This is a genomic window from Streptomyces sp. NPDC021019 (assembly GCF_044333295.1).
GTDB lineage: Bacteria > Actinomycetota > Actinomycetes > Streptomycetales > Streptomycetaceae > Streptomyces.
The window spans coordinates 1,128,338-1,153,642 of sequence record NZ_JBIRQR010000001.1; the positions used below are offsets into that span (position 1 = coordinate 1,128,338).

Here is a 25,305-nt window from a genome sequence, read left to right on the forward strand (position 1 = left end):
CTGATGCTGCTCAACGCCACGGCCACCGCCACCGTGGGCACCACCGCCACCACTGCCGCCGACCACCCCGGCTTCCTCTCCCCCTCCGGCGTCGAGATCGCGTTCCTCCTCGTCGGCCTCGCCACCCTCGGCGCCGCCGTCATCACCGTCACGACCAAGCAGCTGGTGCACGCCGCGCTCTGGCTCGTCGTGGCCCTCGGCGGACTGGCCGTCGAGTACCTCCTGCTCACCGCGGAGTTCATCGCCTGGGTCCAGGTGCTGATCTACGTCGGTTCCGTCGTCGTTCTCCTCCTCTTCGGCCTGATGCTCACCCGGGCCCCCATCGGCCGCTCCCCGGACGCCGATTCGGGCAATCGATGGGTCGCCCTCGGAGTGGCCGGCGCGGCGGCGGCGGCCCTCGTCTGGGTGGTGGCCGACGCCTTCCGCACCACCTGGATCGACCTCGACGGGCCGGCCCAGGGCTCCACCGAGGTAACCGGCGCCTTCCTGTTCCGGAACTGGGTGCTGCCCTTCGAGGCGCTCTCCGTCCTGCTGCTCGCCGCCCTCGTCGGCGCGATCGTCCTGTCCCGCAAACGCGACACGGACACCGCCGTCCGCCCCGGCACCAACGGGACGGCCGAGCCCAGGACCGTGAGGCCGCGCCCGCCCGCCTCACGCGGCACCCCCGCCTCACGCGGCACCCCCGCCTCACGCGGCACCCCTGCCTCACCCGGCACCGAGGAGCAGAGCTGATGCACCTCGCCTATCCCGCCGTGCTCGCCGCCCTCCTCTTCTGCGTCGGTCTCTACGGCGTCCTAGCCCGCCGCAACGCGATCCTTGTCCTGATGTCCGTCGAGCTGATGCTCAACGCCGTCAACCTCAACCTCGTCGCCTTCGACGTCTGGCTCCGCGACACCCTCCACTCCGGCCAGGCGCTCACGCTCTTCACCATCGCCATCGCCGCCGCCGAGATCGGCATCGGCCTCGCGATCGTCCTGGCCGTCTACCGCAACCGGGGCACCTCCGACATCGACCGGCTCCGCGACACCGCCGAGACCGACGCAGCCGAGACGCTCCCCGACACCGCCGAGACCGGCAGCGCCGAAACCACCGGCACGGCCGACACCGGCACGGCCGACACCGGCACCGACGGCGCCGAGCCGACCTCCGGCCGGGCTGACGGGAGAACAGGGAAGACGAAGAAGGCAGAGGCCACCACGTGACCACCACGACCCTCGCCGCCCTCGTTCCCCTCCTCCCGTTCCTCGGGGCCGTCGCAGGGCTCGCCGTCGGCCGCACCGCCCCCGGATTCGTCCGCCCGCTGGCGATCCTCCCGACCCTCACCGCGGCCGTGCTCGCCGTGATCGTCGCCGTCCGCCAGGGCGGCGGCCGGGCCATCGACGCCGCGACCCAGTTCACGCCCACCGGCTCGGTCCCGATCGACCTGGCACTGCACCTCGACGGCTTCGCCGTTCTGGTCGCCGTCCTCGTCGCCGTCGTCGCCACCTGCGTACAGCTCTACTCCACGGCCTACCTCCGCGACGACGCCCGCTACCCCTCCTACGCGGCCCTCGTCTCCCTCTTCACCTCCGCGATGCTCCTGGTCGTCTACTCCGGCGACCTGATGGTGCTCCTGGTCGGCTGGGAGATCATGGGCATCTGTTCGTACTTCCTCGTCGGCCACTACTGGGAGACCCCCGAAGCCCGGGCCGCTTCCCTCAAGGCCTTCCTGGTCACCAAGCTCGGCGACGTCCCCTTCCTCATCGGTCTGTTCGCGCTCGCGGCCGACACCGGCAGCTTCCGGATCACCAAGATCCTCGCCGCCGTCGGCAACGGTGGACTCGATCACCCCACCGTCATCGCCCTGCTGCTCCTCGCGGGCGTCGCCGGCAAGTCGGCCCAATTCCCCCTGCACACCTGGCTGCCCGACGCGATGGCCGGCCCCACCCCCGTCTCCGCGCTCATCCACGCCGCGACGATGGTCGCCGCCGGCATCTACTTCGTCGCCCGCCTGCTGCCCGTCTTCGCGGCCTCCGGCGCGGCGCTCCTCGTCCTCGCCGTGATGGCCGCCGTCACGATGATCGGGTCCGGGCTCGCCGCCCTCGCCCAGGACGACATCAAACGCGTCCTCGCCTACTCGACCATCGGCCAGCTCGGCTACATGTCGGGCGCCCTGGCCGTCGGCGACCGGGGCGCGGCCGTCTTCCACCTGATCTCGCACGGTGCGTTCAAAGCGGTCCTCTTCCTCGCCGCGGGCGTCGTCATCCACGCCGCGGGCACCAACTCGCTCGCCGCCATGTCCCGGATGGGAGGTCTGGCCCGCCGCATCCCGGACGCCTTCTGGACGATGACCGTCGCGCTCCTCGCGCTGGCCGCCATCCCGCCGTTCGCCGGCTTCTTCTCCAAGGAAGCCGTGCTCGTCGCCGCCGAGCACACCGCCCTCGGGGACCGGAGCGTCGCCCCGGCCGCCGCCGGCTGGACGATCCTGGTCGCCGGGCTCCTCGCCGCCGTCCTCACCGCCGCCTACGCCGTGCGCCTCTGGCTCCTCGCCTTCCGCGGGCGCGGCGCGGAAGTTCCCGACCACGGCAAGCAGCCCGCCGCCATGACCTCCGTCCTGTGGATCCTGGCCGTACCCACCATCGCCTTCGGCCTCACCGTCGGCACGATCGGCGACTGGTTCGACGGGCACGGCCTCACACCGTCCCTCACCACCGCCGTGCTCTCCACCGGCGTCACGCTCGTCGGCGGTCTGGTCACCTACGGCGCGTGGCGGCACACCGCCGCCCTCGCCGCCCGCACCCCCATCGGCGCCGTCGCCGCCCACCCCGGTGTCGAACCCGCACTCGTCGAAGCCGAGGCCATGACGTCCCACACCGCCGTCTACGGCACCATCGCGGACGCCCCCGACCCGGCCGACCCCGGCAGGATCCTCCTCGGGCGGCTGCACAGCCACGCGGTCACCGGCTTCCACCTCGACGCCCTGTACACGGCGCTGTTCGTCCGGCCCGTCCAGGGAGCCGCCCGCCTCGTCCGCTTCCTGGACCGCGAGGTCGTCGACACCTACGTCAACGGATCGGGCGCCGTCACACGCCTCCTCGGCACCGCAGTCCGCCGGACCCAGACCGGCAACGTGCAGACCTACGCCGGTGCCCTGATCACCGGGTCCCTCGTCCTGGCGATCGCCGCCGTCGTCTTCGCCAACGTCAACGCGGGGTCGTGACCGTGATCGCTATCAGTGCGTCCGTGATGCAGTTCCTTCTGGCGTTCGTCGTCGTCGCCCCGCTCCTCGGCGCCGTCGCGGCCCTGCTCCCCGCCCCGCCCGGGCTCAAGGGGAAGAACCCCGACCAGGCCGTGCTCCGCCACGGCGTGACCGTCACCGGCGCCGTCCTCATCGCCGCGATCGCGCTGGCCGTCGGTTTCGACCACGGCCACCCCGCCACGATGCAGGCGACCACCGACATCAGCTGGATCCCTGCGCTCGACGTCCGCATCCACCTCGGCATCGACGGCATCTCGCTCCCCCTCCTGCTCCTGACCGCGCTGCTGACCTTCCTCTGCGCGCTGTACAGCTACTTCAAGCTGCCCGCGGGCCCCTCACCGAGGGCCTTCGTCGCCCTCGTCCTCGTCCTGGAGTCCGGCACCCTCGCCACCTTCGCCGTCCTCGACCTGCTGCTCTTCTTCCTCGCCTTCGAGATGGTCCTCATCCCGATGTACTTCCTCATCGCCCGCTGGGGCGGCGGCCAACGGCAGGCGGCCGCCTGGAAGTTCATCCTCTACACCCTGCTCGGCTCGGTCGTCATGCTGCTGGGCATCCTCCTCATCGGGCTGAAGAGCGGCACCTTCGACATGGTGGCACTCGCCACTGACAACGGCCGGGGCCTCACCACATCCGTGCAGGTCATCGCCGTACTCGCGATCGGCCTCGGCCTCGCCGTGAAGACCCCGATGTGGCCCCTGCACAGCTGGCTCCCCGACGCCCACACCGCCGCCCCCACCGTCGGGTCGGTGCTCCTCGCGGGCGTGATGCTGAAGATGGGAACGTACGGATTCGTCCGGATCCTGCTCCCCGTCGCGCCCGACGGCATGCGGACCTTCGCGCCCTACCTCGCGGCGTTCGCCGTCGTCGGCATCGTCTACGGCTCCCTCGCCTGCCTGGCCCTGGCCCGTACCGGCGCCAAGGGCGACCTCAAGCGGCTCATCGCCTACTCGTCCGTCGGCCACATGGGTTTCGTCCTGCTCGGCATCGCCACCATGACCCCCACCGGAGTCAACGGCGCGCTCTTCGCCAACATCGCCCACGGCCTGATCACCGGCCTGCTGTTCTTCCTGGTCGGCGCCGTCAAGGACCGCTACGGCACCGCCGACCTCGACACTCTCGCCGGAGCGACCGGGGCCGCCCTCTACGGCCGTGCGCCCCGCCTCGGCGCCCTGCTCGCCTTCGCCGCCATCGCCTCGCTCGGCCTCCCCGGACTGGCCGGGTTCTGGGGTGAGATGCTCACCCTGTTCGGCGCGTACAGCCCCGCCGAAGGCCTCAGCCGCCCCGCGTTCCGCACCTTCATGGCCATCGGGGCGTTCGGCACCCTGCTCACCGCCGCGTACATGCTCATCGTCGTCCGCCGCGTCTGCATGGGCGAGCACCCGCCCCACTCCCGGCTGTCACCCGACGGGCAGGCCGCGCGAGCGGCGGACGGCCCGCCGCGGGCGGACAGCCCGCACGCAGCGTCCGGCCCCCAGCCGTCCGGCCCCCAGCCGTCCGAGGCCGTCGGCTCCCGGCCCGCAGCGTCCACCATCGGGCAGCTCGCCGACATCCAGACGTACGAAGCCGCCACCTGGAGCCCGCTCGTCGCGCTCACCGTCCTCGCCGGCCTCTGGCCCGCCGTCCTCCTCGGCCTCACCGACCCGGCCGTGCAGCAGCTCCTCGCAGGAGGCAAGTCGTGACCGCGGCCCTCAGCACCAACCCCGGCCCGACCCCCGGCACAGGCGACGCCGCCGGCATCCTTCTCGCGGCTGACGCCCCCAGCCTCGTCCAGTCCATCGACTGGCTGGCCATCGCGCCCCCCACCCTCACCGCGCTGGCCGCCCTGGTCGTCCTGGTCGCCGACCTGTTCCTGCCCGCGCACCGCAAGCGGCTCCTCGGCTACGGCGCCCTCACCGCGCTCGCCGCCGCCCTGGCGCTCCTGATCCCCCTGCGCGCCGGGGACCGGGCCACCTTCTGCGTCACCAGCGGCACCCAGCCCTGCAGCTACACCGCCGACCACTTCACCCTCGTCATCCAGGCCCTCGTCCTCGGCGGTGCGTTCCTCACCGTCCTGCTCTCGCTCGACGACACCCGGAAACTGCCGGCGGGGGAGTACTGGTTCCTGCTCCTGGCCTCCGCCGCCGGGGCCGCCCTGCTGCCCGCCTCGCGCGACCTCGCCACGCTCGTCGTCGCCCTCGAAGTCGCCTCGCTGCCCGCGTTCGCCCTCGTCGGCATCGTGCGCGGCGACCGGCGCTCCTCCGAGGCGGCGCTGAAGTTCTTCCTCTCCTCCGTCGTCGCCACCGCCGTCATGCTGCTCGGCGTCAGCTTCGTGTACGCGGCCACCGGCACCCTGCACCTCACCGAGATCGCCACCCGCCTCGACGACGTCCCCCCGGGCCTCGACACCCTCGCCAAGACCGGCGTCGCCCTCACCCTCGTCGGCTTCGCCTTCAAGACCGCCGCCGCGCCCTTCCACTTCTGGGTCCCCGACACCTACGTCGGCGCGCCCCTCCCGATCGCCGCGTATCTCTCCGTCGTGGGGAAGGCCGTCGGGTTCTCGGGGCTCATTCTGGTCACCGTCGTCGCGTTCCCCTCCTACGCCGACGTCTGGGGGCCCGCACTCGCCGTGCTCGCCGCCCTCACCATGACCGTCGGCAACGTCGCGGCCCTCCGCCAGAACGCCGCCCGCGCCCGCAGCGCCGTCCGCCTCCTCGCCTGGTCCTCGGTCGCCCAGGCCGGTTACCTCCTGGTCCCGATCGCCGCCGCCGCGTACTCCAGCGACGACCAGATCGGCTCCACCGTGGCGTACGCCCTCATGTACGCCGTCGTGAACCTGGGCGCGTTCGCCGTCGCCGCCGTCGTCGCCCGTACCCACCCCGGCAACCGGCTCTCCGACTACCGGGGCCTGTACGCCACCCGTCCGCTCGCGGCCCTGGCCCTAGGGTTCTTCCTGCTCTGCCTGGCCGGACTGCCGCCCGGCATCATCGGGCTCTTCGCGAAGGTCACCGTCTTCTCCGCGGCCGTCGACGCGGGCCTGGGCTGGCTCGCCGTCGTCATGGCCGTCAACGTGGTGATCGCTCTCTACTACTACCTTCAGTGGACCGCGATCCTCTTCCGGCAGCCCGAGGGCGCCCCGAAATCCACCGGGGACGCCACCGGATCCACGGCCTCCGTCCCACCACGCCGCCACCGGACCCCCACCCCGCTCACCACGGCGATCGTGCTCACCGCCACCGCCGGAATCCTGCTCTCCGGGGTCCCGCAGGCCGTCGTGCGCTTCGCGTCCGTCAGCCTCTTCTGAAGCCTCCCGGCCCCGGAAGATCGGTTTGCCCACGGCCCCCGCCACAGGGCATGGTCTGGGCTGCATACGTCACGTAATAGGCGTGGACGTGTCGGGAGCAAGAGGAAAGAGAGAGCAGTGCTGAACGGGTTCAAGGACTTCATCCTGCGCGGGAACGTCATCTCCATGGCGATCGGTCTCGCTGTCGGAGCCGCCTTCACCGCCGTCGTCACGGGCTTCAGCAATGCCTTCATCACGCCGCTGATCGGACTCGCCACGCGCGGCACGGGAGACTTCAGCAAGGCCTCCTACGAAGTCGACGGCGTCGTGTTCCCGTACGGCCTCTTCATTGCCGCCGCGATCGCCTTCCTGATCACCGCCGCGGTGCTGTACTTCTGCGTCGTGGTCCCCATGGCCAAGGTGCAGAACCGCTTCACCAAGGCAGAAGAGGAGGAGGCCGTCAACATCAAGGCCGCCCTCCGCGACTGCCCGCGCTGCTTCAGCGAGATCCCCGCCGTCGCCTCCCGCTGCGGGCACTGCACCAGCGAGGTCGAGCCCGACCCCGAGGCGCTCTCCCTCGCCAAGCTCCCGGCACAGCAGCACTGACCCGCTCACCGACCGCACAGCGACACCGACCGCGCGGCAGCCGGCGACACCGACCGCGCGGCAGCCACCGACCGCGCGGCCGCACGCACACCTGTAGGACCGTCGCGGCACGAGGGACCCCGCCACCCGTACGGCCCAGCGCCACTCCGTACGGGGCCGGGCGCCCGACCGGCGCGAACACGCGGCACAGCCCCGCCCTCCGGCCGCACGCACAAGGGAACTAGCTCCTCTCGCCTGGCGTTGACCAGTACAGGAGGCTCCACTGGGGAGTGGAGCACCACCATGCAAAGGGTTCCCCTGCTGCACCACTTGGAGGGCGTACCGTGCACCGCCGGCACAATGGGCTGAAGACCGCCGTACTCCTCGGGGGACTGTCCGCACTCATCATCGTCATCGGCAGTTTCTTCGGACGTACGGGCCTCGTCGTCGCGCTCCTCGTAGCCGTCGGCACCAACGCCTACGCGTACTGGAACAGCGACAAGCTCGCCCTGCGGGCCATGCGCTCCCGACCCGTCAGCGAGTTCGAGGCGCCGCAGCTCTACCGCATCGTCCGCGAGCTCTCCACGGCGGCCCGCCAGCCCATGCCGCGCCTCTACATCTCCCCGACGCAGGCGCCCAACGCGTTCGCCACCGGCCGCAACCCGCGCAACGCCGCCGTCTGCTGCACCGAGGGCATCCTCCAGATCCTCGACGAACGCGAGCTGCGTGGCGTCCTCGGTCACGAGCTGAGCCATGTCTACAACCGGGACATCCTCATCTCGTCCGTCGCCGGAGCCCTCGCCTCCGTCGTGATGTTCCTGGTCAACTTCGCCTGGCTCATCCCGGTGGGCCGCTCCAACGACGACGAGGGGCCCGGTCTCCTCGGCATGCTCCTGATCATGATCCTGGGACCGCTCGCCGCCTCCGTCATCCAGCTCGCGGTCAGCCGCTCCCGGGAGTACGAGGCCGACGCCTCCGGGGCCCAGCTCACCGGCGACCCCCTGGCCCTCGCCAGTGCCCTGCGCAAGCTCGACGCGGGGACGAAGCAGCTGCCGCTGCCGCCCGAGCCCAGGATCGAGACCGCGAGCCACATGATGATCGCGAACCCGTTCCGTCCCGGCCAGGGAATGTCAAAGATGTTCTCCACCCACCCGCCGATGGCGGAGCGGATCGCCCGACTAGAACAGATGGCAGGTCATCGCCCGTGAAAACCATCCTGAACGTCATCTGGCTGATCCTCTGCGGGTTCTGGATGTTCCTCGGCTACCTGCTGGCGGGCCTCCTGCTCTGCATCACCGTCATCGGCATCCCCTTCGGGCTCGCCGCCTTCAGGATCGGCGTCTACGCCCTCTGGCCGTTCGGCCACACCGTCGTCGACCGCCGGGACGCGGGCTCGCCCTCCTGCGTGGGGAACGTCCTCTGGCTGATCCTCGCCGGTTGGTGGCTCGCCCTCGGCCACATCACCACCGGCATCGCGCTGTGCATCACGATCATCGGCATCCCCCTGGGCATCGCCAACTTCAAGCTGATCCCCGTCTCCCTCATGCCCTTCGGCAAGGAGATCGTCCGTACGGACCAGCCCTTCGCCGCCCGGTAGCCCGGCAAGGCCCCGACTCCGGCCCTGTCGGCCCCGGGGCAACCGAACACCTGCCCGCGACGTCTTGGATTCCAGGACGAAGCAAGGGGTAGGTGCGGCGACATGGGCATCATCAGTTGGATCATTCTCGGGCTGCTCGCCGGAGTCATAGCGAAAATCCTCCTCCCGGGACGTGACCCGGGCGGCATCATCGGCACCACCCTGATCGGCATCGCCGGGGCCTTCGTCGGCGGCTGGCTCTCCAGCAAATTCCTCGACCGCCCCATCAGCAACGACTTCTACGACACCGCGACCTGGATCGCCGCCGTCGCCGGTTCACTGGTCCTGCTCATCGCCTACCGGCTGCTGTTCGGCAACTCCCGCGAACGCCGCTGACCCGGGGCGGACGCAGGGACCCGTGAACGGCGGGCGCACCGCGCCCTACCGCACGTCCCGTGACGTCATCCCGGTCTCCCGCAACGTCAGGTTCAACCGGCCGGCCCGCAGCCCCGCTGCCGGGTCGGCCGGTCCCGCGTACACCTTCGGCACCCCGTGGAACGCGAAACGCGACGGCCCGCCGAAGACGAACAGATCCCCGGACGCCAACTCCACATCCGTGTAGGGCTGCCCGCGTCCCTCCGTGTTCCCGAAGCGGAACACACACCTCGCCCCGATGCTCAACGACACCACAGGAGCGCTCGACCGCTCCTCCTTGTCCTGGTGCATCCCCATCCGCGCGGTGTCGTCGTAGAAGTTGATCAGCGCGGTATCCGGTGCGAACGCCTCCGCCGCATCCTCGTCCCCGTACGCCTCGGCCACCGCCGCCCGCCCCAGGTCGCCCAGCCAGTCCGGGAACGCGGCCACCCGGGCGCCGTTCACGTCGTCAGCCGTACGGGCGTACCGGTACGGCTGCCAGTGCCACCCCAGGCACACCGTCCGCACCGACATCACCCCACCGCCCGGCAGCACCGTGTGCCGCAACGGGACCGGCCCCGACGCCCATCGACGGCACGCCGCGACCAAGTCCGCGCGCCGCTCCACCGACAGCCACTCCGGAACATGGACGGCCCCCGGCGCGACCACCCTCCGCTCCCGCCGGAACAGGCCGTCCGAGGACGGCGGAAGCCCTGGTGCCACGGCTCAGCCCGCCCCGCCCTCGATCCCCAGCAGCAGCTTCTTCCGCTCCAGCCCGCCCGCGTATCCCCGCAGCGCACCGTCCGCCCCGATCACCCGGTGACACGGCCGCACGACCAGCAACGGATTGCGCCCGATCGCCGTGCCCACCGCCCGCACCCCCGCACCCGATGCGCCGACCAGCGCCGCGACCTGCCCGTACGACACCGTGCTCCCGTACGGGATCGACTCCAGCACCGCCCAGACCCGCCGCTGGAACTCTGTGCCCGTCTCCTCCGCCAGCGGCACGTCGAACCGCGTCGAGCGCCCCGCGAAGTACGCCTCCAACTGCCGGACGACCTCCGCGAACGCCTCGGGGGCGTGGAGCCAGCCGTCCTGGACGACCGTGCCGCCCTTCTGGCCGGGCATCGACAACGAGCGCAGCCGGACACCGGCCGCCCCGGCCACCCCAGACGCATCCGGCCCGTCCGCAACCGTCCCGCCGACCAGCAGCAGCTCGCCCAGCGGGCTCTCCACCCGCGTGTACACCGTCGTCGTCATGCCTTCTCACTTCCCCGGTCGGTACGGCCAGTCTGCGCCCGCCCACCGCACCCCCACCGGCGGTATTCGGACATCGCACCCGCGCCCCGGGGCCCCGCACACGAAGAGGCACGCCGCCGAGGTCGGCCTCGGCGGTGTGCCTCCGGTCGTGCTCAGCTCGGCTCAGTTCGGCTCAAGCGATCCGGCAGCGCCCGTACGGATCGAAGCGGTTGATCACCGGTAGTTCACGAACTGCACCGCGAAGTCGAAGTCCTGACCCTTCAGCAGCGCCTGCACGGCCTGGAGGTCGTCCCGGCTCTTCGAGCTGACCCGCAGCTCGTCACCCTGGACCTGCGCCTTGACGCCCTTGGGCCCCTCGTCGCGGATGATCTTCGCCACCTTCTTGGCGTTGTCCTGGGAGATGCCCTCCTCGATCGTGGCGAAGATCTTGTACTCCTTGCCGGAGAGCTGCGGCTCACCGGCGTCCAGCGACTTCAGCGAGATGCCGCGCTTGATCAGCTTGGACTGGAAGATGTCGAGGATGGCCTTGACGCGCTCCTCGCCGTTCGCCTCCATCAGAATCTTCTCGCCCGACCACGAGATCGAGGCGCCCGTGCCCTTGAAGTCGTAACGCTGAGAGATCTCCTTGGCGGCCTGGTTGAGGGCGTTGTCGACCTCCTGCCGCTCGACCTTCGAGACGATGTCGAAACTGGAGTCGGCCATGACGTGTGGCTCCTTGCGTCGAATGCTGTGGATACAGCGCAAGCCTAGCCACCGCCGTCCCCGCCGGCCGCTGATCAATCAGGTGGCGGAGCACCCCTGGCCATCAGGTATCGTTTACGTCGTCGCCAAGGAACTCACCACGAGATCCAACGCGTCGTTCGAGGCGGTGTGCCCGAGTGGCCAAAGGGAGCAGACTGTAAATCTGCCGGCTCAGCCTACCCAGGTTCGAACCCTGGCGCCGCCACGCGAACGAAGCCCCCGACCGGTTCTTCCGGTCGGGGGCTTCCTCGTTGTCCGGGTGCGCGGTTCCAGCCAGGAGTCCCGCCGGTGATCAGTTGCCCGCGACGTCCTTCACGGCCACCGTCACCGGCACGTTCCCGGAGATCGCCTCAAGGGTGAGGCCCGCCGTCGCCGGGGTGTCCAGCAGCTCCAGCAGCGTGGCCGCCACGTCGTCGCGGGGGATCGGGCCGCGGCCCGTCGAGGCGGCCAGGACGACCTGCCCGGTGCCCGCGTCGTTGGTCAGCATGCCGGGGCGCAGAATCGTCCAGTCCAATGCGGTGCGGGAGCGTACGTCGGCGTCGGCGGCGCCCTTGGCCCGCAGATACACGTCGAAGACCTCGTCGCCGGGATGGTCCGGGTCGGCGCCCATCGAGGAGACGACGAGATAGCGGCGGACGCCCGCCGCCTCGGCCGCGTCGGCGAACAGCACGGCCGCGTCGCGGTCGACGGTGTCCTTCCGGGCGACACCGCTGTTCGGCCCCGCGCCCGCGGCGAAGACGGCCGCGTCCGCGCCGCGCAGCACCTCCGCGGTCTGCTCGACGGTGGCCGATTCGAGGTCCAGCACGGCGGGTTGGGCGCCGGCTTCGGTCAGGTCCTGACTCTGTTGGGGGTTGCGGATGATCCCTACGGCTTCATCCCCGCGTGCGGCGAGCAGCCGCTCCAGCCGCAGTGCGATCTGTCCGTGTCCACCTGCGATGACAATGCGCATACCACCGACCGTACGCCCGGGGACCGGGTGGCGCTCAGTTCCTCGGCCCCGCGCCGGAGTCGGGCCTGCCCTGGCGCGGGAGCCCGCCGAGACCCGTGGCGGCGTCTTCCTCGGAGTCGCGGTACTCGCGAACGGCGCTGGTGCGGGCGACGACCCGGCCGCCGTGGACGACGATGCGGCTGTACGCGAGGGAGAGCACCGCGGAGAGCCGTTCGCCGCGTACGGCGAGGAGTTCGGCGGGGAAGCCTGCCTCGACGCGCACGTCGGGCAGGCCGAGGGCCGCGCGGGCGGCCGTGGAGACCAGCGCGTACGCCAGTTCGGCGCGGAGCCCCGCCTGTGAGGCGAGGAGGTAGGCGGCTTCGAGCGGATCGCCGCGACCGACCGGGTTGGCGGTGTCCCGCAGGGCGCCGCTGCCCGCCGCGACGCGCACGCCGGCGGAGAGCAACAGGCGCACGGGGGCGGTCGTACGGCGCTCCACGCCGGCGCAGCCGCCCTGGGGCAGGCAGACCACGGTGATCCCGGCGGCGGCGAGCCGGTCGGCGGCCCGGGCCGCGGCGTCCAGGGGCAGGTGGGCCAGGCCGCCGCAGGGGCCGAGGGTGACGCCGGGGCGCAGGCCGGCGGCCATCGCGGCGAGCCGGGCCAGGCGGGCCGGGTCGTCGCCGTCGGTGTGGAGGTCCACGGGGCAGCCGTGCTCGGCCGCGATCTGCAGGACGGCCTCGGTGTAGCCCGTGGGGTCCGGGTCGAGGTCGGGGCAGCCGCCGACGGCGGCCGCGCCCATCTTCACCGCGTCCCGGAGCATCGCGAGGCTGTCCGCTCCGGCGATGCCGGTGAGGAGCCGGGGGACCGCGACGGGCATGACGTCGGCGAGGCCGCGCAGGGCGCGCCGGGCCCCCAGGACGGCTTCGAGCGGGGCGAGGCCCCGGACGTCGCCGACGCGGACGTGGGTGCGCAGGGCGGTGGCGCCGTGGCCGAGCTGGAGGAGGGCGGCCTCGGTGGCGCGGCGCTGGATGTCCTCGGCGTGCTGGGAGGCCGGGCCGGGACTGTCGGGGCCCGCGCCGGCGGCGGTGAGGGCGGTGTCGCTGTGGGCGTGGGGCTCGGCAGGGGCGGGGAGCAGGAGATAGCCGCGGAGGTCGATGCGGGGGCCGCGGGCGGTGAGGCTGCCCGCGGTGCCGACGGCCTCGATCCGGCTGCCGCTCAGGCGTACGTCGACGGTTCGGCCGTCGGTGAGACGGGCGCCGCCGAGGACGAGGGCGGGGCTGTCGGCGGTGGTGGCCGCGTCGGCGCTGTCGGGCGCGTTGTCGTCGGGCCGCCGTGGCTGGCTGTCAGGCATCGCGCTCCTGGGAGGGGTGCAAGATCACACGGAGTGACCACACCCTAGGGGCGTGCGGGGGCGGCGTCCGGGAGGAGCGGAATAGTCGTACCGGTGCGCCTGCGTCGGCCGTCGGCCGGGCCCGTTCCCGAGGTGGACGCGGCCTGGATCAAGGCCTGATCAGGGGGCGTGGGCGGCCCCGGACGGAGGGCCGGAGAGGGCGGGACAAACGGATTTGGGCAACCGGCGGGGGACCGTGTAATGTCTTCATCGCTCGCCCCAATAGCTCAGTCGGTAGAGCGTCTCCATGGTAAGGAGAAGGTCTGCGGTTCGATTCCGCATTGGGGCTCTGGTGATCGGGAACCCCCGCTTCGGCGGGGGGACTCATCATCAAAGCGGTGTAGCTCAGTCGGTAGAGCAAGCGGCTCATAATCGCTGTGTCACCGGTTCAAGTCCGGTCACCGCTACTAACGGTAGCCGATTGCTGGGTCGGTCCTTCGATCGGCTACCCTTTTATGCGTTCATCCGTCCACCGTCCGTCCAAGGAGCACTCACGTGGCTGCCACCGACGTCCGCCCGAAGATCACGCTGGCCTGCGTGGAGTGCAAGGAGCGGAACTACATCACCAAGAAGAACCGGCGTAACAACCCGGACCGTCTTGAGATGAAGAAGCACTGCCCGCGCTGCAACTCGCACACCGCGCACCGCGAAACGCGCTGAATCAGGCTCGTATACGAGGCCGTCCCCTCCTGGGGGCGGCCTCGTGTCGTTGTAGAGGGTCGTCCCCGCAGGGGGCGTGCCCTTATTCGTCTTTCACCAGGTTTCTCAGGAGGTAGCGAGCTCATGGCGCTCGACCAGTCCTTCGTGGGGCGGACCTATCCGCCCACTCCGGCGTACGAGGTCGGCCGGGAGAAGATCCGCGAGTTCGCCGAAGCGGTGGGCGACACCCACCCGGCGTACGTCGACGCGGAGGCCGCCCGTGCGCTCGGTCACACCGATGTGATCGCGCCGCCCACGTTCGTCTTCTCGATCACCTACCGGGCCGCCGGAGAGGTGGTGCGGGACCCGCAGCTGGGCCTGGACTACAGCCGGGTCGTCCACGGTGACCAGAAGTTCAGTTACGTGCGTCCGGTACGGGCGGGGGACCGGCTGACGGTCACGTCCACGATCGAGGCCGTCAAGTCCCTCGCGGGCAACGACATTGTGGACGTCCGCGGGGATGTGCACGACGAGGCCGGTGAGCTGGTGGTCACGACGTTGATGAAGCTGGTGGCACGCGCCGCCGAGGAGGCGTGATGACGGCGAAGGTCTCTTACGGAGCGGTCGAGGTCGGTACGGAGCTGCCGGCGCAGTCGTTCCCGGTGACGCGGGCCGCGCTCGTGCAGTACGCGGGCGCCTCGGGCGACTTCAACCCGATCCACTGGAATGAGAAGTTCGCGCTGGAGGTCGGGCTGCCGGACGTGATCGCGCACGGCATGTTCACGATGGCCGAGGCGATCCGGGTGGTCACGGACTGGGTCGGCGACCCGGGCGCGGTCGTCGACTACGGGGTCCGTTTCACCAAGCCGGTCGTCGTGCCCAACGACGACAAGGGTGCGCTGATCGAGGTCAGCGGCAAGGTCGCGGCGAAGCTGGACGACAACCTGGTCCGGGTGGACCTGGTCGCCCTGTGCGACGGCAAGAAGGTGCTGGGGATGTCCCGGGCCGTGGTCCGGCTCGCCTGAGACGTACCGCACGACAGTCGGAAGTGAGGGGCGTTCCTCCTGCGGAGGGGTGCCCCTCACTTCTGCTCGTTCCCCCCAGGGCCTTGCCAGGTTGGTTATTGAGCAATAACTTACTTTCATGGCAAGGATGAGTGCGGAGGAACGGCGCGAGAGCGTCGTCCGGGCGGCGATCACCGAGTTCGCCCGCGGTGGCTACAACGGGACGTCCACCGAGGTGATCGCCCGCCGGGTCGGAGTCTCGCAGCCGTATCTCTTCCGGCTCTTCCCCAACAAGCAGGCCATCTTCCTCGCCGCCGCCGAACGGTGCCTGGAGGACACCCGTGAGGTCTTCATGACGGCCTCCGAGGGGCTGGAGGGGGAGGAGGCGCTGCACGCCATGGCCGGGGCGTACCAGCGGCTGATCGTCCACGACGGCGAGAAGCTGATGATGCAGATGCAGACGTACGCGGCCGTCGCCGCCGCGGAGGCCGCCGGGAACCACGCGTTCGGTGAGTCCCTGCGGGCTGCCTGGGCGCGGATGAGGGACGACATCCACATCGTGCTCGGGGCCGACGAGAGCGAGACGACGACGTTCCTGGCGTTCGGCATGCTCGTCAACACCCTCGCCTCGCTGGGCTTCCCGGCCGACCATCGCGCCTGGTCGGGGTTCTACGACTCGGCCCTGCCCGTCGAGTGAACAAGCGCGCGCCGGGTCCGGCCCGGTTTTCTGGTCACAGAAGTTAGTCATCAATAACTAACCAGCAGGGGGAGTAGTGAACGTACAGCACGGCACGACCGGCCGCGGGGGAGCGGTCTGGGTCCTGGTCATCACGAGCGTCGCCGGATTCATGGCGGCTCTGGACAACCTCGTCGTCACGACGGCCCTCCCCTCCATCCGCGAGAGCCTCGGCGGCGGCCTGGAGGACCTGGAGTGGACGGTGAACGCGTACACCCTGACCTTTGCCGTGCTGCTGATGCTCGGGGCCGCGCTCGGGGACCGGTTCGGCAGACGGCGGCTGTTCACGGTCGGACTCGCCGTCTTCACGGCCGCCTCCGCCGCGGCGGCCCTCTCCCCGGGCATCGGGGAACTCATCGCCTTCCGGGCGGTCCAGGGCGTGGGGGCGGCGATCATGATGCCGTTGACGCTCACCCTGATCGGCGCCGCCGTCCCGCCCGAGCGGCGGGGAGCGGCGCTGGGCGTCTTCGGGGCGGTGACCGGGGTCGCGGTCGCCAGCGGTCCGCTGATCGGCGGCGCGCTCACCGAGCACATCTCCTGGCAGTGGATCTTCTGGCTGAACGTGCCGATAGGCCTGGTGCTGCTGCCGCTGGCCCGGCTGCGGCTCACCGAGTCCTACGCTCCGAAGGCGCCCCTGGACATCCGCGGCACGGCGCTGGTCAGCGCGGGCCTCTTCGGCATCGTCTACGCCCTGGTCAACACCGCGAGCCACGGATGGACCGACCCCGTCGTCCTGACCGGGCTGATCGCGGGCACGGCGCTGCTCGCCCTGTTCGTCCGCCACGGCATCCGGTCGGAGAACCCCATGCTGCCGATGCGGTTGTTCCGCGGCCGGGCCTTCCTCGGGATCAACGCAGCGAGCCTGCTGATGTTCCTCGGGATGTTCGGATCGATCTTCCTGCTCAGCCAGTTCCTGCAGAACGGCCTCGGACACTCGCCCACCGAGGCCGGGTTGCGGATGCTGCCCTGGACGGGGATGCCGATCCTGGTGGCGCCCTTCGCCGGGTCTCTCTCCGACCGCTTCGGGGGCCGCCCGGTGGTGGTCACCGGTCTCGCGCTCCAAGCCGTCGGACTCGCCCTGTTCGCGCTGATCATCGAGCCCGGGGTGAGCTACACCGCCCAGCTCCCCGCCCTGATCATCGGCGGGATCGGCATGGCCATGTACTTCGCGCCCGCCGCGAGTCTGGTGCTCTCCAGCGTCCGGCCCGGGGAACAGGGCATCGCCTCCGGAGCCAACAGCGCGCTGCGGGAGGTCGGCGGGGCGCTCGGGGTCGCGGTGCTAGCCGCCGTCTTCGCCGCGCGGGGCGGTTACGGCTCACCGCGGCTGTTCGCGGACGGCACGGTGCCCGCCCTCTGGATCGGGGCCGGCGCGGTGGCCCTGGGCGCACTCGTCGCGCTCCTGATCCCGGGCCGCCGCGGTGCCGACCGCCCCGCCCCGGAGCCGGTGGAATGGGGCGCCGCGGAGCCGGAGCCGGAGCCGGTGGCCGCCTGACCCGTCCCGGGGGTACCCGCCGCTCCTGACCGGGTCCGCCGGAGACGCCGCGGCCCCGGGTGCGGTCCGCGGCCCCGCACGAGCGGCGGGCCGCGGACCGTACTCTTGTCCCCGTGCAGGAACTCCACGACGCCCCCCTCGCCCCCCTGACCACCTTCCGGCTCGGCGGCCCCGCCGCCCGGCTGCTGACCGCCACCACCGACGCCGAGGTGATCGCCGCCGTGCGCGAGGCCGACGCGAGCGGCACCCCGCTGCTGGTGATCGGCGGCGGCTCCAACCTGGTCATCGGGGACAAGGGGTTCGACGGCACCGCCCTGCGGATCGCGACGAAGGGCTTCGCGCTCTCGGGCACGTCCCTGGAGCTGGCGGCCGGCGAGGTGTGGACCGACGCCGTCTCCCGGACCGTCGAGGCCGGCCTCGCGGGCATCGAGTGCCTGGCCGGCATCCCCGGATCCGCGGGCGCGACGCCCATCCAGAACGTCGGCGCGTACGGACAGGAGGTGTCCACCACCATCACGGAGGTCGTGGCCTACGACCGGCGCACCGAGGAGACGGTGACGATTCCGAACGCCGAGTGCGCGTTCTCGTACCGTCACAGCCGCTTCAAGGCCGAACCCGACCGCTTCGTGGTGCTGCGTGTCCGATTCGAGCTAAAAGAAGCGGCCGGGCTCTCCGCGCCCCTGAAGTACCCCGAAACAGCCAGGGCCATGGGCGTCGAGCAGGGCGAACGCGTCCCGCTGACGGCCGCCCGCGAGACCGTGCTGCGGCTGCGCGCCGGCAAGGGCATGGTGCTGGACCCGGAGGACCACGACACCTGGTCGGCGGGGTCCTTCTTCACCAACCCGATCCTCGGACCGGCCGCCTTCCAGGACTTCCTCACCCGGGTCGGCGAGCGCCTCGGCCCGGACGTGACACCTCCGGCCTTCCCCGCCGAGGACGGACGCACCAAGACCTCGGCGGCCTGGCTGATCGACCGGGCCGGATTCACCAAGGGGTACGGCAGCGGCCCCGCCCGGATCTCCACCAAGCACACCCTCGCCCTCACCAACCGGGGCGCGGCCACCACCGAGGACCTGCTCGCCCTGGCCCGCGAGGTCGTCGCCGGGGTGCACGCGGCCTTCGGCGTCACCCTGGTCAACGAGCCGGTGACGGTCGGCGTCAGCCTGTAGGAGACGTACGGGGTCAGTACGCGACGCCCACGCCCTGCCGCACGGCCGCCGGGTCCTCGGTCAACGCGAGCATCGCGTAGGCCACACCGGCCCGGGAGATGGACCGGCCGCCGTGCGGCGTACCACCCACGAGCCGCCGGTAGACGCCCGTGAGCGGCCCGTCCGTCAGCCCCGGCGGACGTACCGCGGTCCAGTCCGTCGCACTGCGGGCCAACGCCGCCTCCGTCCGGGCGAGATCGGCGTACAGCTCCGCCAGGACCGCGCCGACCGCCTTGCGCATCAACCGGTCCATCAAGGGGTCGCCCGCCGGCTCCGGCCCGACGGGCCCCGCGCTCACCACCAGCAGCCGCCGGGCGCCCTCGGCCTCCATCGACGTCAGGATCCGCCCGGTCAGGCGTTCGGCGACGCCGTTCGCCCTCCGGCCGCGCGAGCCCAGCCCCGACAGGACCGCGTCCCTCCCCGCCACCGCCGCCCGCACCGCCGCCGGATCGTCCAGCCGGACGACAGTGTGCGGTGCCGCGCGGTCCAGCCGCTCCGGGAGCCGGTCGGGGTCGCGCACCACGACCGTCACCTCGTGGCCCGCCGCGCGTGCCTGCCCGACGATCTCCTGACCGACACCGCCGGTCGCCCCGAACACGGTGATTCTCATGGCGCCCCCTGGTGGGTGAGTGTTCACTAACCTCTAGGGTGGGTGGCTCCCACCCGGACGTCAAGATCTCCGGGTCACAGCCTGTTGGAGCACGCATGGACCAGAAGCCCGCCCGCGTCCGGATCGTCGACGCGGCGCACGAGCTGATGCTCTCCATCGGCCTTGCCCGGACCACCACCAAGGAGATCGCCCGGGCGGCCGGCTGCTCGGAGGCCGCGCTCTACAAGTACTTCTCCGGCAAGGAGGAGCTGTTCGTCACCGTGCTCGCGGAGCGGCTGCCCCGGCTCGGGAACCTCCTCGGAGACCTGCGCGCGGGCGAGGGCAGCGTCGAGGGCAACCTCACCGAGATCGCCCGGGTGGCCGCGCTGTTCTACGAACAGACCTTTCCCATGGCCGCGTCCCTGTACGCCGAACCTCAGCTCAAACGCCGTCACGAGGAGGGCGTGGGAGGGCTCGAAGCCGGTCCCCACCTGCCGATCCGGCAGCTCGACGCCTATCTGCGCGCCGAGCAGGGCGCGGGCCGGGTCCGGGCCGAAGCGGACACCTACGCCGCCGCCTCGCTGCTGCTGGGCGCCTGCGCCCAGCGGGCCTTCGCCTACGCCGCGCTCCCCGGCGGAGCGCCCCCGCAGCCCCTGGACGAGTTCGCCGCTTCCCTGGCCCGCACGCTGCTGGGCGGCATCGGCCCGGGGGTGACGGGGATCAGCTAGCCAGCCAGTCGTCGATCCCGGAGAGCAGCTTCCCCCGTACCTCCACGGGGGCCGCCGATCCGCGCACCGACTGACGGGCCAGCTCGGCCAGCTCCTCGTCGGTGAAGCCGTGGTGGCGGCGCACCAGCTCGTACTGGGCGGCCAGCCGGGAGCCGAACAGCAGCGGGTCGTCCGCACCCAGCGCCATCGGCACGCCCGCGTCGAACAGCGTGCGCAGGGGGACGTCGGCGGGCTTCTCGTAGACGCCGAGCGCCACATTGGACGACGGGCAGACCTCGCAGGTGATCCCGCGCTCGGCGAGCTTGCGCAGCAGCCGGGGGTCCTCGGCGGCCCGGACCCCGTGCCCGATGCGCGAGGCGTCCAGGTCGTCGAGGCAGTCGCGCACGCTGGAGGGCCCGGCGAGCTCCCCGCCGTGCGGAGCCGCCAGCAGGCCGCCCTCCCGGGCGATCGCGAAGGCCCGGTCGAAGTCGCGGGCCATACCGCGCCGCTCGTCGTTGGAGAGCCCGAAGCCGACGACACCCCGGTCCGCGTAACGGACGGCGAGCCGGGCCAGGGTGCGGGCGTCCAGCGGGTGCTTCATCCGGTTGGCGGCGATGACCACGCGCATGCCCAGACCGGTGTCCCTGGCGGCGCTGTCCACGGCGTCGAGGATGATCTCGATGGCCGGGATCAGCCCGCCGAGCAGCGGGGCGTACGAGGTGGGGTCGACCTGGATCTCCAGCCAGCCGGAGCCGTCCGCGACATCCTCCTGGGCGCTCTCGCGCACCAGGCGGTGAATGTCCTCGGGGGACCGCAGACACGACCGGGCGATGTCGTAGAGCCGCTGGAAACGGAACCAGCCGCGCTCGTCGGTCGCCCGCAGCTTGGGCGGTTCGCCGCCGGTCAGGGCGTCGGGGAGATGGACCCCGTACTTGTCGGCGAGTTCGAGCAGGGTGGTTGGCCGCATCGACCCGGTGAAGTGCAGGTGCAGGTGGGCCTTGGGCAACAGACGTACATCACGCTCCATTCGAAGATCCTGCCGCACGCGCGGGCCGGAGCGGTAGCCGCTTCCCCGTCCAGGGGGGCCGCTCGAACAAAAAGCGCCCCCGGCCGGTGGAGGATTCCAGCGGCCCGGGGCGCTTTCCGTTGCGAGCGGTTACGGGACCGGTCAGGCCTTCGCCTCGCCCAGCAGCTTCTGGATCCGCGAGACGCCCTCGATCAGGTCCTCGTCGCCCAGGGCGTAGGACAGGCGCAGGTAGCCCGGGGTGCCGAAGGCCTCGCCGGGCACGACGGCGACCTCGGCCTCGTCCAGGATGAGCGCGGCCAGCTCGACGGTGGTGGCCGGACGCTTGCCGCGGATCTCCTTGCCGAGCAGGTCCTTCACCGCCGGGTAGGCGTAGAAGGCACCCTCGGGTTCCGGGCAGAACACGCCGTCGATCTCGTTGAGCATCCGCACGACGATCCCCCGGCGGCGGTCGAAGGCGGTGCGCATCTCGGCGACGGCGTCCAGCGGGCCGGAGACGGCAGCGAGCGCGGCGACCTGGGCGACGTTGGAGACGTTGGAGGTGGCGTGCGACTGGAGGTTGGTCGCGGCCTTGACGACGTCCTTCGGGCCGATGATCCAGCCCACCCGCCAGCCGGTCATCGCATACGTCTTGGCGACGCCGTTGACGACGACGCACTTGTCGCGCAGCTCGGGGACGATCGCCGGCAGCGAGGTGAAGGTGGCGTCGCCGTAGACGAGGTGCTCGTAGATCTCGTCGGTCATGACCCACAGGCCGTGCTCGACGGCCCAGCGGCCGATGGCCTCGGCGTCGGCCTCGCTGTAGACGGCGCCGGTCGGGTTGGACGGCGAGACGAACAGGACGACCTTGGTCTTCTCGGTGCGCGCGGCCTCCAGCTGCTCGACGGAGACCCGGTAGCCCGTGGTCTCGTCGGCCACGACCTCGACCGGGACGCCGCCGGCGAGCCGGATCGACTCGGGGTAGGTGGTCCAGTACGGGGCGGGGACGATGACCTCGTCGCCCGGGTCGAGGATCGCGGCGAAGGCCTCGTAGATGGCCTGCTTGCCACCGTTGGTCACCAGGATCTGGCTGGCGTCGACCTCGTAGCCGGAGTCGCGCAGGGTCTTCTCCGCGATGGCGGCCTTGAGCTCGGGGAGCCCGCCGGCCGGGGTGTAGCGGTGGTACTTCGGGTTGCGGCAGGCCTCGACCGCGGCGTCGACGATGTAGTCGGGCGTCGGGAAGTCGGGCTCGCCGGCCCCGAAGCCGATCACCGGACGCCCGGCGGCCTTGAGGGCCTTGGCCTTGGCGTCGACGGCGAGGGTCGCGGACTCGGAGATCGCACCGATGCGGGCCGAAACCCGGCGCTCGGACGGTGAAGTTGCAGCGCTCATGGCCCCATGCTCCCAGACCGCGAAAGCCGTCGGCACAGGGGTTTCAGGGACCGGACATGACCCGGGCAGCATGCGGACAGGACCGGTCGGTTGCTGTCTGTTCGACGCGGCGGCCCTGAACACGTACACTCACCTGTCGTTGGCCTTCACCAGCCGCACCGTTCCTGCACCCGGTCACCGGGAAAGATGCGGTAGGTTGGTGGAAACCACAAAGGGTCGTAGCTCAATTGGTAGAGCACTGGTCTCCAAAACCAGCGGTTGGGGGTTCAAGTCCCTCCGGCCCTGCTACACACTCCTTCGCCAGGATGTGTGCGCATGTACGTACTTCATTGCACAGCCGTGCGGCTCCACCGGGCGCGGCACGGCCACGACCCGGAATCAGGTGAGTAGCGTGACGGACGCCGTGGGCTCCATCGACATGCCTGATGCTGAGGATGAAGCTCCCGAGTCGAAGAAGAAGACCCGGAAGGGCGGCAAGCGCGGCAAGAAGGGCCCTCTGGGTCGGCTCGCGCTGTTCTACCGTCAGATCGTCGCCGAACTCCGTAAGGTTGTCTGGCCGACCCGTAGCCAGCTCACGACGTACACCTCCGTGGTGATCGTGTTCGTCGTCGTCATGATCGGTCTTGTTACCGTTCTCGACATGGGCTTCGCCCGGGTCATCAAGTACGTCTTCGGCTGATCTCGCGGAAGGCGTCCGACCCGGCGCCCCTTTCGCACGTTCCACCCTTTGTATCCAGGAAGAAGCAGCCATCGTGTCTGACCCGAACCTGAACGACGCCGTCGAGCCCGAGGCTGGCGCCTTCGAGTCCGCCAAGGACGAGCTCGACATCGTTGAGGCTGCTGACTCCGTGGACCCGGACCAGGCCGAGGCCGCCGACGTCGCCGCCGGCGAGCCCGCCGAGCAGGCCGCCGTGAACGTGGAGGCGCAGGAGCCCGACGAGGACGACGCCGCCGAGGCGGTCGAGGCCGCTGAGGACGAGAGCGCCGACGAGAACGAGGCCGACGACGAGAGCGCCGACGAGGAAGAGGCCGAGCCGGCCGCCCCCGTCGACCCCGTCGCCGCCCTGCGCGAAGAGCTCCGCACTCTCCCCGGCGAGTGGTACGTAATCCACACGTACGCCGGTTACGAGAAGCGCGTGAAGGCCAACCTGGAGCAGCGCGCCGTCTCGCTGAACGTGGAGGAGTTCGTCTATCAGGCCGAGGTGCCTGAAGAGGAAATCGTCCAGATCAAGAACGGCGAGCGCAAGAACGTCCGGCAGAACAAGCTCCCCGGCTACGTGCTGGTGCGCATGGACCTGACCAACGAGTCCTGGGGCGTCGTGCGGAACACGCCGGGCGTCACCGGCTTCGTGGGCAACGCCTACGACCCGTACCCGCTGACCCTGGACGAGATCGTCAAGATGCTCGCTCCGGAGGCCGAGGAGAAGGCCGCCCGCGAGGCCGCCGAGGCCGAGGGCAAGCCGGCTCCGTCCCGCAAGGTCGAGGTCCAGGTGCTGGACTTCGAGGTCGGCGACTCGGTCACCGTCACGGACGGCCCCTTCGCCACGCTGCAGGCCACGATCAACGAGATCAACGCCGACTCGAAGAAGGTCAAGGGCCTCGTCGAGATCTTCGGCCGCGAGACCCCGGTCGAGCTCAGCTTCGACCAGATCCAGAAGAACTAGCTCTTCCCGCCGGTTTCTGGACACATGCCTACCCAGCAGGTCAGAGGGGCTTCGCAGCCGCTCTGACCTGCTGGGTTTTTGGTCGCACAGCTATACCCGTTATCGTTGTGCGGTATGCCTCCGTCCGGATGACCGGAATCGGCGGCGAAACACTCTCATAGGACCCGGAGAGAGCAATGCCTCCCAAGAAGAAGAAGGTCACGGGGCTCATCAAGCTCCAGATCAACGCCGGTGCGGCGAACCCGGCCCCGCCGGTCGGCCCCGCGCTCGGTCAGCACGGCGTCAACATCATGGAGTTCTGCAAGGCCTACAACGCCGCGACCGAGTCGCAGCGTGGCATGGTCGTGCCGGTGGAGATCACGGTCTACGAGGACCGTTCCTTCACCTTCATCACGAAGACTCCGCCGGCCGCCAAGCTGATCCTCAAGGCCGCGGGTGTGGACAAGGGCTCCGGCGAGCCGCACAAGACCAAGGTCGCCAAGCTGACGGCCGCCCAGGTCCGCGAGATCGCCACGACGAAGCTCCCCGACCTGAACGCCAATGACCTCGACGCCGCGTCGAAGATCATTGCCGGCACCGCCCGTTCCATGGGCATCACGGTCGAAGGCTGATTCAGCCCCGTAACCCCCAGTGGTAGGACCAAGCGCTGGTCCGCACCACGACTCCACACTCTGAAACCCCAGGAGTAGAAGTGAAGCGCAGCAAGAACCTCCGCGCTGCGGACGCCAAGATCGACCGGGAGCGTACCTACGCCCCGCTCGAGGCCGTCCGTCTCGCCAAGGAAACGTCCACCACGAAGTTCGACGGCACCGTCGAGGTCGCCTTTGCCCTGGGTGTCGACCCGCGCAAGGCCGACCAGATGGTCCGCGGCACCGTGAACCTCCCGCACGGCACCGGCAAGACCGCCCGGGTCCTGGTCTTCGCGACCGGTGACCGTGCTGCGGCCGCGGAAGCCGCCGGAGCCGACATCGTTGGCGCCGACGAGCTCATCGACGAGGTGGCGAAGGGCCGTCTGGACTTCGACGCCGTCGTCGCGACCCCGGACCTCATGGGCAAGGTCGGCCGCCTCGGCCGCGTGCTCGGTCCGCGTGGTCTGATGCCGAACCCGAAGACCGGCACCGTCACCCCCGATGTCGTGAAGGCTGTCAACGACATCAAGGGCGGCAAGATCGAGTTCCGCGTCGACAAGCACTCGAACCTGCACTTCATCATCGGCAAGACCTCGTTCGACGAGACCAAGCTGGTGGAGAACTACGCAGCGGCGCTGGACGAGATCCTCCGTCTGAAGCCGTCCGCCGCCAAGGGCCGCTACATCAAGAAGGCCACCCTGGCCACCACGATGGGCCCCGGCATCCCGCTGGACGCCAACCGCACCCGCAACCTCCTCGTCGAGGAGGACCCGGCCTCCGTCTGAGCTCCCATGCTCACCCGGTAGCCGCGTCGTACGCGTGCACTGTGTGAACGGGCCCCGCAACCTTTC

General features: G+C 70.8%; 28 protein-coding genes and 4 tRNA genes. 24 read left to right on the forward strand and 8 right to left on the reverse strand.

Annotation, left to right across the window (positions count from 1 at the left end; genetic code table 11):
• The first annotated feature begins 3 nt into the window (after positions 1-3).
• From ACH4RG_RS05270 to ACH4RG_RS05310, 9 genes are all read left to right on the forward strand, one after another.
• Positions 4-732: an NADH-quinone oxidoreductase subunit J gene (locus ACH4RG_RS05270; RefSeq protein WP_397927846.1), complete on the forward strand. Its 729-nt coding sequence runs from the start codon at positions 4-6 to the stop codon at positions 730-732.
• A complete protein-coding gene (gene nuoK / locus ACH4RG_RS05275) occupies positions 732-1,202 on the forward strand; it encodes an NADH-quinone oxidoreductase subunit NuoK (protein WP_397919827.1) in 471 nt (156 codons plus the stop codon). The genes ACH4RG_RS05270 and nuoK overlap by 1 nt, the downstream gene beginning before the upstream one ends.
• Complete coding sequence (locus ACH4RG_RS05280; protein ID WP_397919829.1) at positions 1,199-3,199, forward strand: NADH-quinone oxidoreductase subunit L; 2,001 nt, start codon at positions 1,199-1,201, stop codon at positions 3,197-3,199. Before nuoK ends, ACH4RG_RS05280 begins: the two co-directional genes overlap by 4 nt.
• A 26-nt stretch (positions 3,200-3,225) precedes the next feature.
• The gene (locus ACH4RG_RS05285) at positions 3,226-4,917 is read left to right on the forward strand and encodes an NADH-quinone oxidoreductase subunit M (protein WP_398539392.1); all 1,692 of its coding nucleotides are present in this window, start codon (positions 3,226-3,228) and stop codon (positions 4,915-4,917) included.
• Positions 4,914-6,518, forward strand: coding sequence for an NADH-quinone oxidoreductase subunit N (locus ACH4RG_RS05290; protein WP_397919831.1), 1,605 nt, complete (start codon positions 4,914-4,916; stop codon positions 6,516-6,518). Before ACH4RG_RS05285 ends, ACH4RG_RS05290 begins: the two co-directional genes overlap by 4 nt.
• 117 nt (positions 6,519-6,635) lie before the next feature.
• A complete protein-coding gene (gene mscL, locus ACH4RG_RS05295; RefSeq protein ID WP_397919833.1) occupies positions 6,636-7,103 on the forward strand; it encodes a large conductance mechanosensitive channel protein MscL in 468 nt (155 codons plus the stop codon).
• Positions 7,104-7,426: 323 nt separating this feature from the next.
• Positions 7,427-8,290, forward strand: a complete 864-nt coding sequence (gene htpX / locus ACH4RG_RS05300; protein ID WP_397919835.1) for a zinc metalloprotease HtpX — start codon at positions 7,427-7,429, stop codon at positions 8,288-8,290.
• On the forward strand, positions 8,287-8,679 hold the full coding sequence (locus ACH4RG_RS05305) for a YccF domain-containing protein (protein ID WP_397927752.1): 393 nt from the start codon (positions 8,287-8,289) through the stop codon (positions 8,677-8,679). Before htpX ends, ACH4RG_RS05305 begins: the two co-directional genes overlap by 4 nt.
• 102 nt (positions 8,680-8,781) lie before the next feature.
• Positions 8,782-9,054, forward strand: a complete 273-nt coding sequence (locus ACH4RG_RS05310; RefSeq protein WP_018960164.1) for a GlsB/YeaQ/YmgE family stress response membrane protein — start codon at positions 8,782-8,784, stop codon at positions 9,052-9,054.
• 45 nt (positions 9,055-9,099) lie between these two features.
• Here ACH4RG_RS05310 and ACH4RG_RS05315 read toward each other — a convergent pair whose 3' ends face one another.
• The 3 genes from ACH4RG_RS05315 to ACH4RG_RS05325 all read right to left on the reverse strand — a co-directional run bounded on the left by ACH4RG_RS05315 (position 9,100) and on the right by ACH4RG_RS05325 (position 11,034).
• Positions 9,100-9,741 carry an alpha-ketoglutarate-dependent dioxygenase AlkB family protein gene (locus ACH4RG_RS05315; RefSeq protein WP_397919839.1) on the reverse strand — a complete coding sequence of 214 codons (642 nt, stop codon included), beginning with the start codon at positions 9,739-9,741 and terminating at the stop codon, positions 9,100-9,102.
• A gap of 57 nt (positions 9,742-9,798) precedes the next feature.
• Positions 9,799-10,332 carry a methylated-DNA--[protein]-cysteine S-methyltransferase gene (locus ACH4RG_RS05320; protein WP_397919841.1) on the reverse strand — a complete coding sequence of 178 codons (534 nt, stop codon included), beginning with the start codon at positions 10,330-10,332 and terminating at the stop codon, positions 9,799-9,801.
• A gap of 213 nt (positions 10,333-10,545) precedes the next feature.
• A complete protein-coding gene (locus ACH4RG_RS05325; RefSeq protein WP_006126857.1) occupies positions 10,546-11,034 on the reverse strand; it encodes a YajQ family cyclic di-GMP-binding protein in 489 nt (162 codons plus the stop codon).
• A 162-nt stretch (positions 11,035-11,196) separates the two neighbouring features.
• Between ACH4RG_RS05325 and ACH4RG_RS05330 the strand changes: the two genes are divergently transcribed.
• Positions 11,197-11,278, forward strand: a tRNA-Tyr gene (locus ACH4RG_RS05330).
• Between the two features lie 87 nt (positions 11,279-11,365).
• Here the strand turns inward: ACH4RG_RS05330 and ACH4RG_RS05335 are convergent.
• On the reverse strand, positions 11,366-12,022 hold the full coding sequence (locus ACH4RG_RS05335) for an SDR family oxidoreductase (RefSeq protein WP_018960168.1): 657 nt from the start codon (positions 12,020-12,022) through the stop codon (positions 11,366-11,368).
• A 34-nt stretch (positions 12,023-12,056) separates the two neighbouring features.
• A complete protein-coding gene (locus ACH4RG_RS05340) occupies positions 12,057-13,352 on the reverse strand; it encodes an amidohydrolase family protein (protein ID WP_397919843.1) in 1,296 nt (431 codons plus the stop codon).
• 255 nt (positions 13,353-13,607) lie between these two features.
• Between ACH4RG_RS05340 and ACH4RG_RS05345 the strand changes: the two genes are divergently transcribed.
• From ACH4RG_RS05345 to ACH4RG_RS05380, 8 genes are all read left to right on the forward strand, one after another.
• Positions 13,608-13,680 (forward strand) — tRNA-Thr (locus tag ACH4RG_RS05345).
• A gap of 45 nt (positions 13,681-13,725) precedes the next feature.
• Positions 13,726-13,798: transfer RNA gene (locus ACH4RG_RS05350), tRNA-Met, on the forward strand.
• A gap of 88 nt (positions 13,799-13,886) precedes the next feature.
• A complete protein-coding gene (rpmG, locus tag ACH4RG_RS05355; RefSeq protein ID WP_003956487.1) occupies positions 13,887-14,051 on the forward strand; it encodes a 50S ribosomal protein L33 in 165 nt (54 codons plus the stop codon).
• A 123-nt stretch (positions 14,052-14,174) separates the two neighbouring features.
• Positions 14,175-14,627: a MaoC family dehydratase N-terminal domain-containing protein gene (locus ACH4RG_RS05360; protein ID WP_397919845.1), complete on the forward strand. Its 453-nt coding sequence runs from the start codon at positions 14,175-14,177 to the stop codon at positions 14,625-14,627.
• Positions 14,627-15,055: a MaoC family dehydratase gene (locus ACH4RG_RS05365; RefSeq protein WP_397919847.1), complete on the forward strand. Its 429-nt coding sequence runs from the start codon at positions 14,627-14,629 to the stop codon at positions 15,053-15,055. The genes ACH4RG_RS05360 and ACH4RG_RS05365 overlap by 1 nt, the downstream gene beginning before the upstream one ends.
• Positions 15,056-15,182: 127 nt before the next feature.
• Positions 15,183-15,731, forward strand: coding sequence for a TetR/AcrR family transcriptional regulator (locus ACH4RG_RS05370; RefSeq protein WP_397920554.1), 549 nt, complete (start codon positions 15,183-15,185; stop codon positions 15,729-15,731).
• A gap of 76 nt (positions 15,732-15,807) precedes the next feature.
• Entirely contained in the window at positions 15,808-17,262 is a 1,455-nt protein-coding gene (locus tag ACH4RG_RS05375) for an MFS transporter (protein ID WP_397919849.1), read from the forward strand.
• Positions 17,263-17,375: 113 nt separating this feature from the next.
• On the forward strand, positions 17,376-18,431 hold the full coding sequence (locus ACH4RG_RS05380; protein ID WP_397919851.1) for a UDP-N-acetylmuramate dehydrogenase: 1,056 nt from the start codon (positions 17,376-17,378) through the stop codon (positions 18,429-18,431).
• A 13-nt stretch (positions 18,432-18,444) separates the two neighbouring features.
• Here ACH4RG_RS05380 and ACH4RG_RS05385 read toward each other — a convergent pair whose 3' ends face one another.
• On the reverse strand, positions 18,445-19,080 hold the full coding sequence (locus ACH4RG_RS05385; RefSeq protein WP_397919853.1) for an NAD(P)-dependent oxidoreductase: 636 nt from the start codon (positions 19,078-19,080) through the stop codon (positions 18,445-18,447).
• A gap of 95 nt (positions 19,081-19,175) precedes the next feature.
• Here ACH4RG_RS05385 and ACH4RG_RS05390 point away from each other — a divergent pair, with 95 nt between their 5' ends.
• Complete coding sequence (locus tag ACH4RG_RS05390) at positions 19,176-19,787, forward strand: TetR/AcrR family transcriptional regulator (RefSeq protein ID WP_397919854.1); 612 nt, start codon at positions 19,176-19,178, stop codon at positions 19,785-19,787.
• On the opposite strand, the gene ACH4RG_RS05395 is transcribed toward ACH4RG_RS05390, so the two are convergent.
• On the reverse strand, positions 19,780-20,793 hold the full coding sequence (locus ACH4RG_RS05395; RefSeq protein WP_397919856.1) for an adenosine deaminase: 1,014 nt from the start codon (positions 20,791-20,793) through the stop codon (positions 19,780-19,782). The genes ACH4RG_RS05390 and ACH4RG_RS05395 overlap by 8 nt on opposite strands.
• Before the next feature lie 141 nt (positions 20,794-20,934).
• Positions 20,935-22,161, reverse strand: a complete 1,227-nt coding sequence (locus tag ACH4RG_RS05400) for a pyridoxal phosphate-dependent aminotransferase (protein WP_397919858.1) — start codon at positions 22,159-22,161, stop codon at positions 20,935-20,937.
• A 212-nt stretch (positions 22,162-22,373) separates the two neighbouring features.
• Between ACH4RG_RS05400 and ACH4RG_RS05405 the strand changes: the two genes are divergently transcribed.
• The 5 genes from ACH4RG_RS05405 to rplA all read left to right on the forward strand — a co-directional run bounded on the left by ACH4RG_RS05405 (position 22,374) and on the right by rplA (position 25,239).
• Positions 22,374-22,446, forward strand: a tRNA-Trp gene (locus ACH4RG_RS05405).
• Between the two features lie 106 nt (positions 22,447-22,552).
• Positions 22,553-22,840 (forward strand): preprotein translocase subunit SecE, encoded by a 288-nt coding sequence (gene secE, locus ACH4RG_RS05410; protein ID WP_018960177.1) that lies wholly within the window; start codon positions 22,553-22,555, stop codon positions 22,838-22,840.
• A gap of 73 nt (positions 22,841-22,913) precedes the next feature.
• Complete coding sequence (nusG, locus tag ACH4RG_RS05415; RefSeq protein ID WP_397919860.1) at positions 22,914-23,825, forward strand: transcription termination/antitermination protein NusG; 912 nt, start codon at positions 22,914-22,916, stop codon at positions 23,823-23,825.
• 176 nt (positions 23,826-24,001) lie between these two features.
• Positions 24,002-24,436: a 50S ribosomal protein L11 gene (gene rplK / locus ACH4RG_RS05420; RefSeq protein ID WP_010058817.1), complete on the forward strand. Its 435-nt coding sequence runs from the start codon at positions 24,002-24,004 to the stop codon at positions 24,434-24,436.
• Between the two features lie 80 nt (positions 24,437-24,516).
• Positions 24,517-25,239, forward strand: a complete 723-nt coding sequence (rplA, locus tag ACH4RG_RS05425; protein ID WP_398539146.1) for a 50S ribosomal protein L1 — start codon at positions 24,517-24,519, stop codon at positions 25,237-25,239.
• The last annotated feature ends 66 nt before the right edge of the window (positions 25,240-25,305 follow it).

Excerpts from the sequence above, each read along its gene's own strand:
- ACH4RG_RS05270 (WP_397927846.1), top strand. The coding sequence starts at position 4 with ATGCTGCTCAACGCCACGGCCACCGCCACCGTGGGCACCACCGCCACC.
- nuoK (WP_397919827.1), top strand. The coding sequence starts at position 732 with ATGCACCTCGCCTATCCCGCCGTGCTCGCCGCCCTCCTCTTCTGCGTC.
- ACH4RG_RS05285 (WP_398539392.1), top strand. The coding sequence starts at position 3,226 with ATGCAGTTCCTTCTGGCGTTCGTCGTCGTCGCCCCGCTCCTCGGCGCC.
- ACH4RG_RS05310 (WP_018960164.1), top strand. The coding sequence starts at position 8,782 with ATGGGCATCATCAGTTGGATCATTCTCGGGCTGCTCGCCGGAGTCATA.
- ACH4RG_RS05320 (WP_397919841.1), bottom strand. The coding sequence starts at position 10,332 with ATGACGACGACGGTGTACACGCGGGTGGAGAGCCCGCTGGGCGAGCTG.
- ACH4RG_RS05325 (WP_006126857.1), bottom strand. The coding sequence starts at position 11,034 with ATGGCCGACTCCAGTTTCGACATCGTCTCGAAGGTCGAGCGGCAGGAG.
- ACH4RG_RS05335 (WP_018960168.1), bottom strand. The coding sequence starts at position 12,022 with ATGCGCATTGTCATCGCAGGTGGACACGGACAGATCGCACTGCGGCTG.
- ACH4RG_RS05340 (WP_397919843.1), bottom strand. The coding sequence starts at position 13,352 with ATGCCTGACAGCCAGCCACGGCGGCCCGACGACAACGCGCCCGACAGC.
- ACH4RG_RS05360 (WP_397919845.1), top strand. The coding sequence starts at position 14,175 with ATGGCGCTCGACCAGTCCTTCGTGGGGCGGACCTATCCGCCCACTCCG.
- ACH4RG_RS05365 (WP_397919847.1), top strand. The coding sequence starts at position 14,627 with ATGACGGCGAAGGTCTCTTACGGAGCGGTCGAGGTCGGTACGGAGCTG.
- ACH4RG_RS05370 (WP_397920554.1), top strand. The coding sequence starts at position 15,183 with ATGAGTGCGGAGGAACGGCGCGAGAGCGTCGTCCGGGCGGCGATCACC.
- ACH4RG_RS05385 (WP_397919853.1), bottom strand. The coding sequence starts at position 19,080 with ATGAGAATCACCGTGTTCGGGGCGACCGGCGGTGTCGGTCAGGAGATC.
- ACH4RG_RS05390 (WP_397919854.1), top strand. The coding sequence starts at position 19,176 with ATGGACCAGAAGCCCGCCCGCGTCCGGATCGTCGACGCGGCGCACGAG.
- ACH4RG_RS05395 (WP_397919856.1), bottom strand. The coding sequence starts at position 20,793 with ATGGAGCGTGATGTACGTCTGTTGCCCAAGGCCCACCTGCACCTGCAC.
- ACH4RG_RS05400 (WP_397919858.1), bottom strand. The coding sequence starts at position 22,161 with ATGAGCGCTGCAACTTCACCGTCCGAGCGCCGGGTTTCGGCCCGCATC.
- rplK (WP_010058817.1), top strand. The coding sequence starts at position 24,002 with ATGCCTCCCAAGAAGAAGAAGGTCACGGGGCTCATCAAGCTCCAGATC.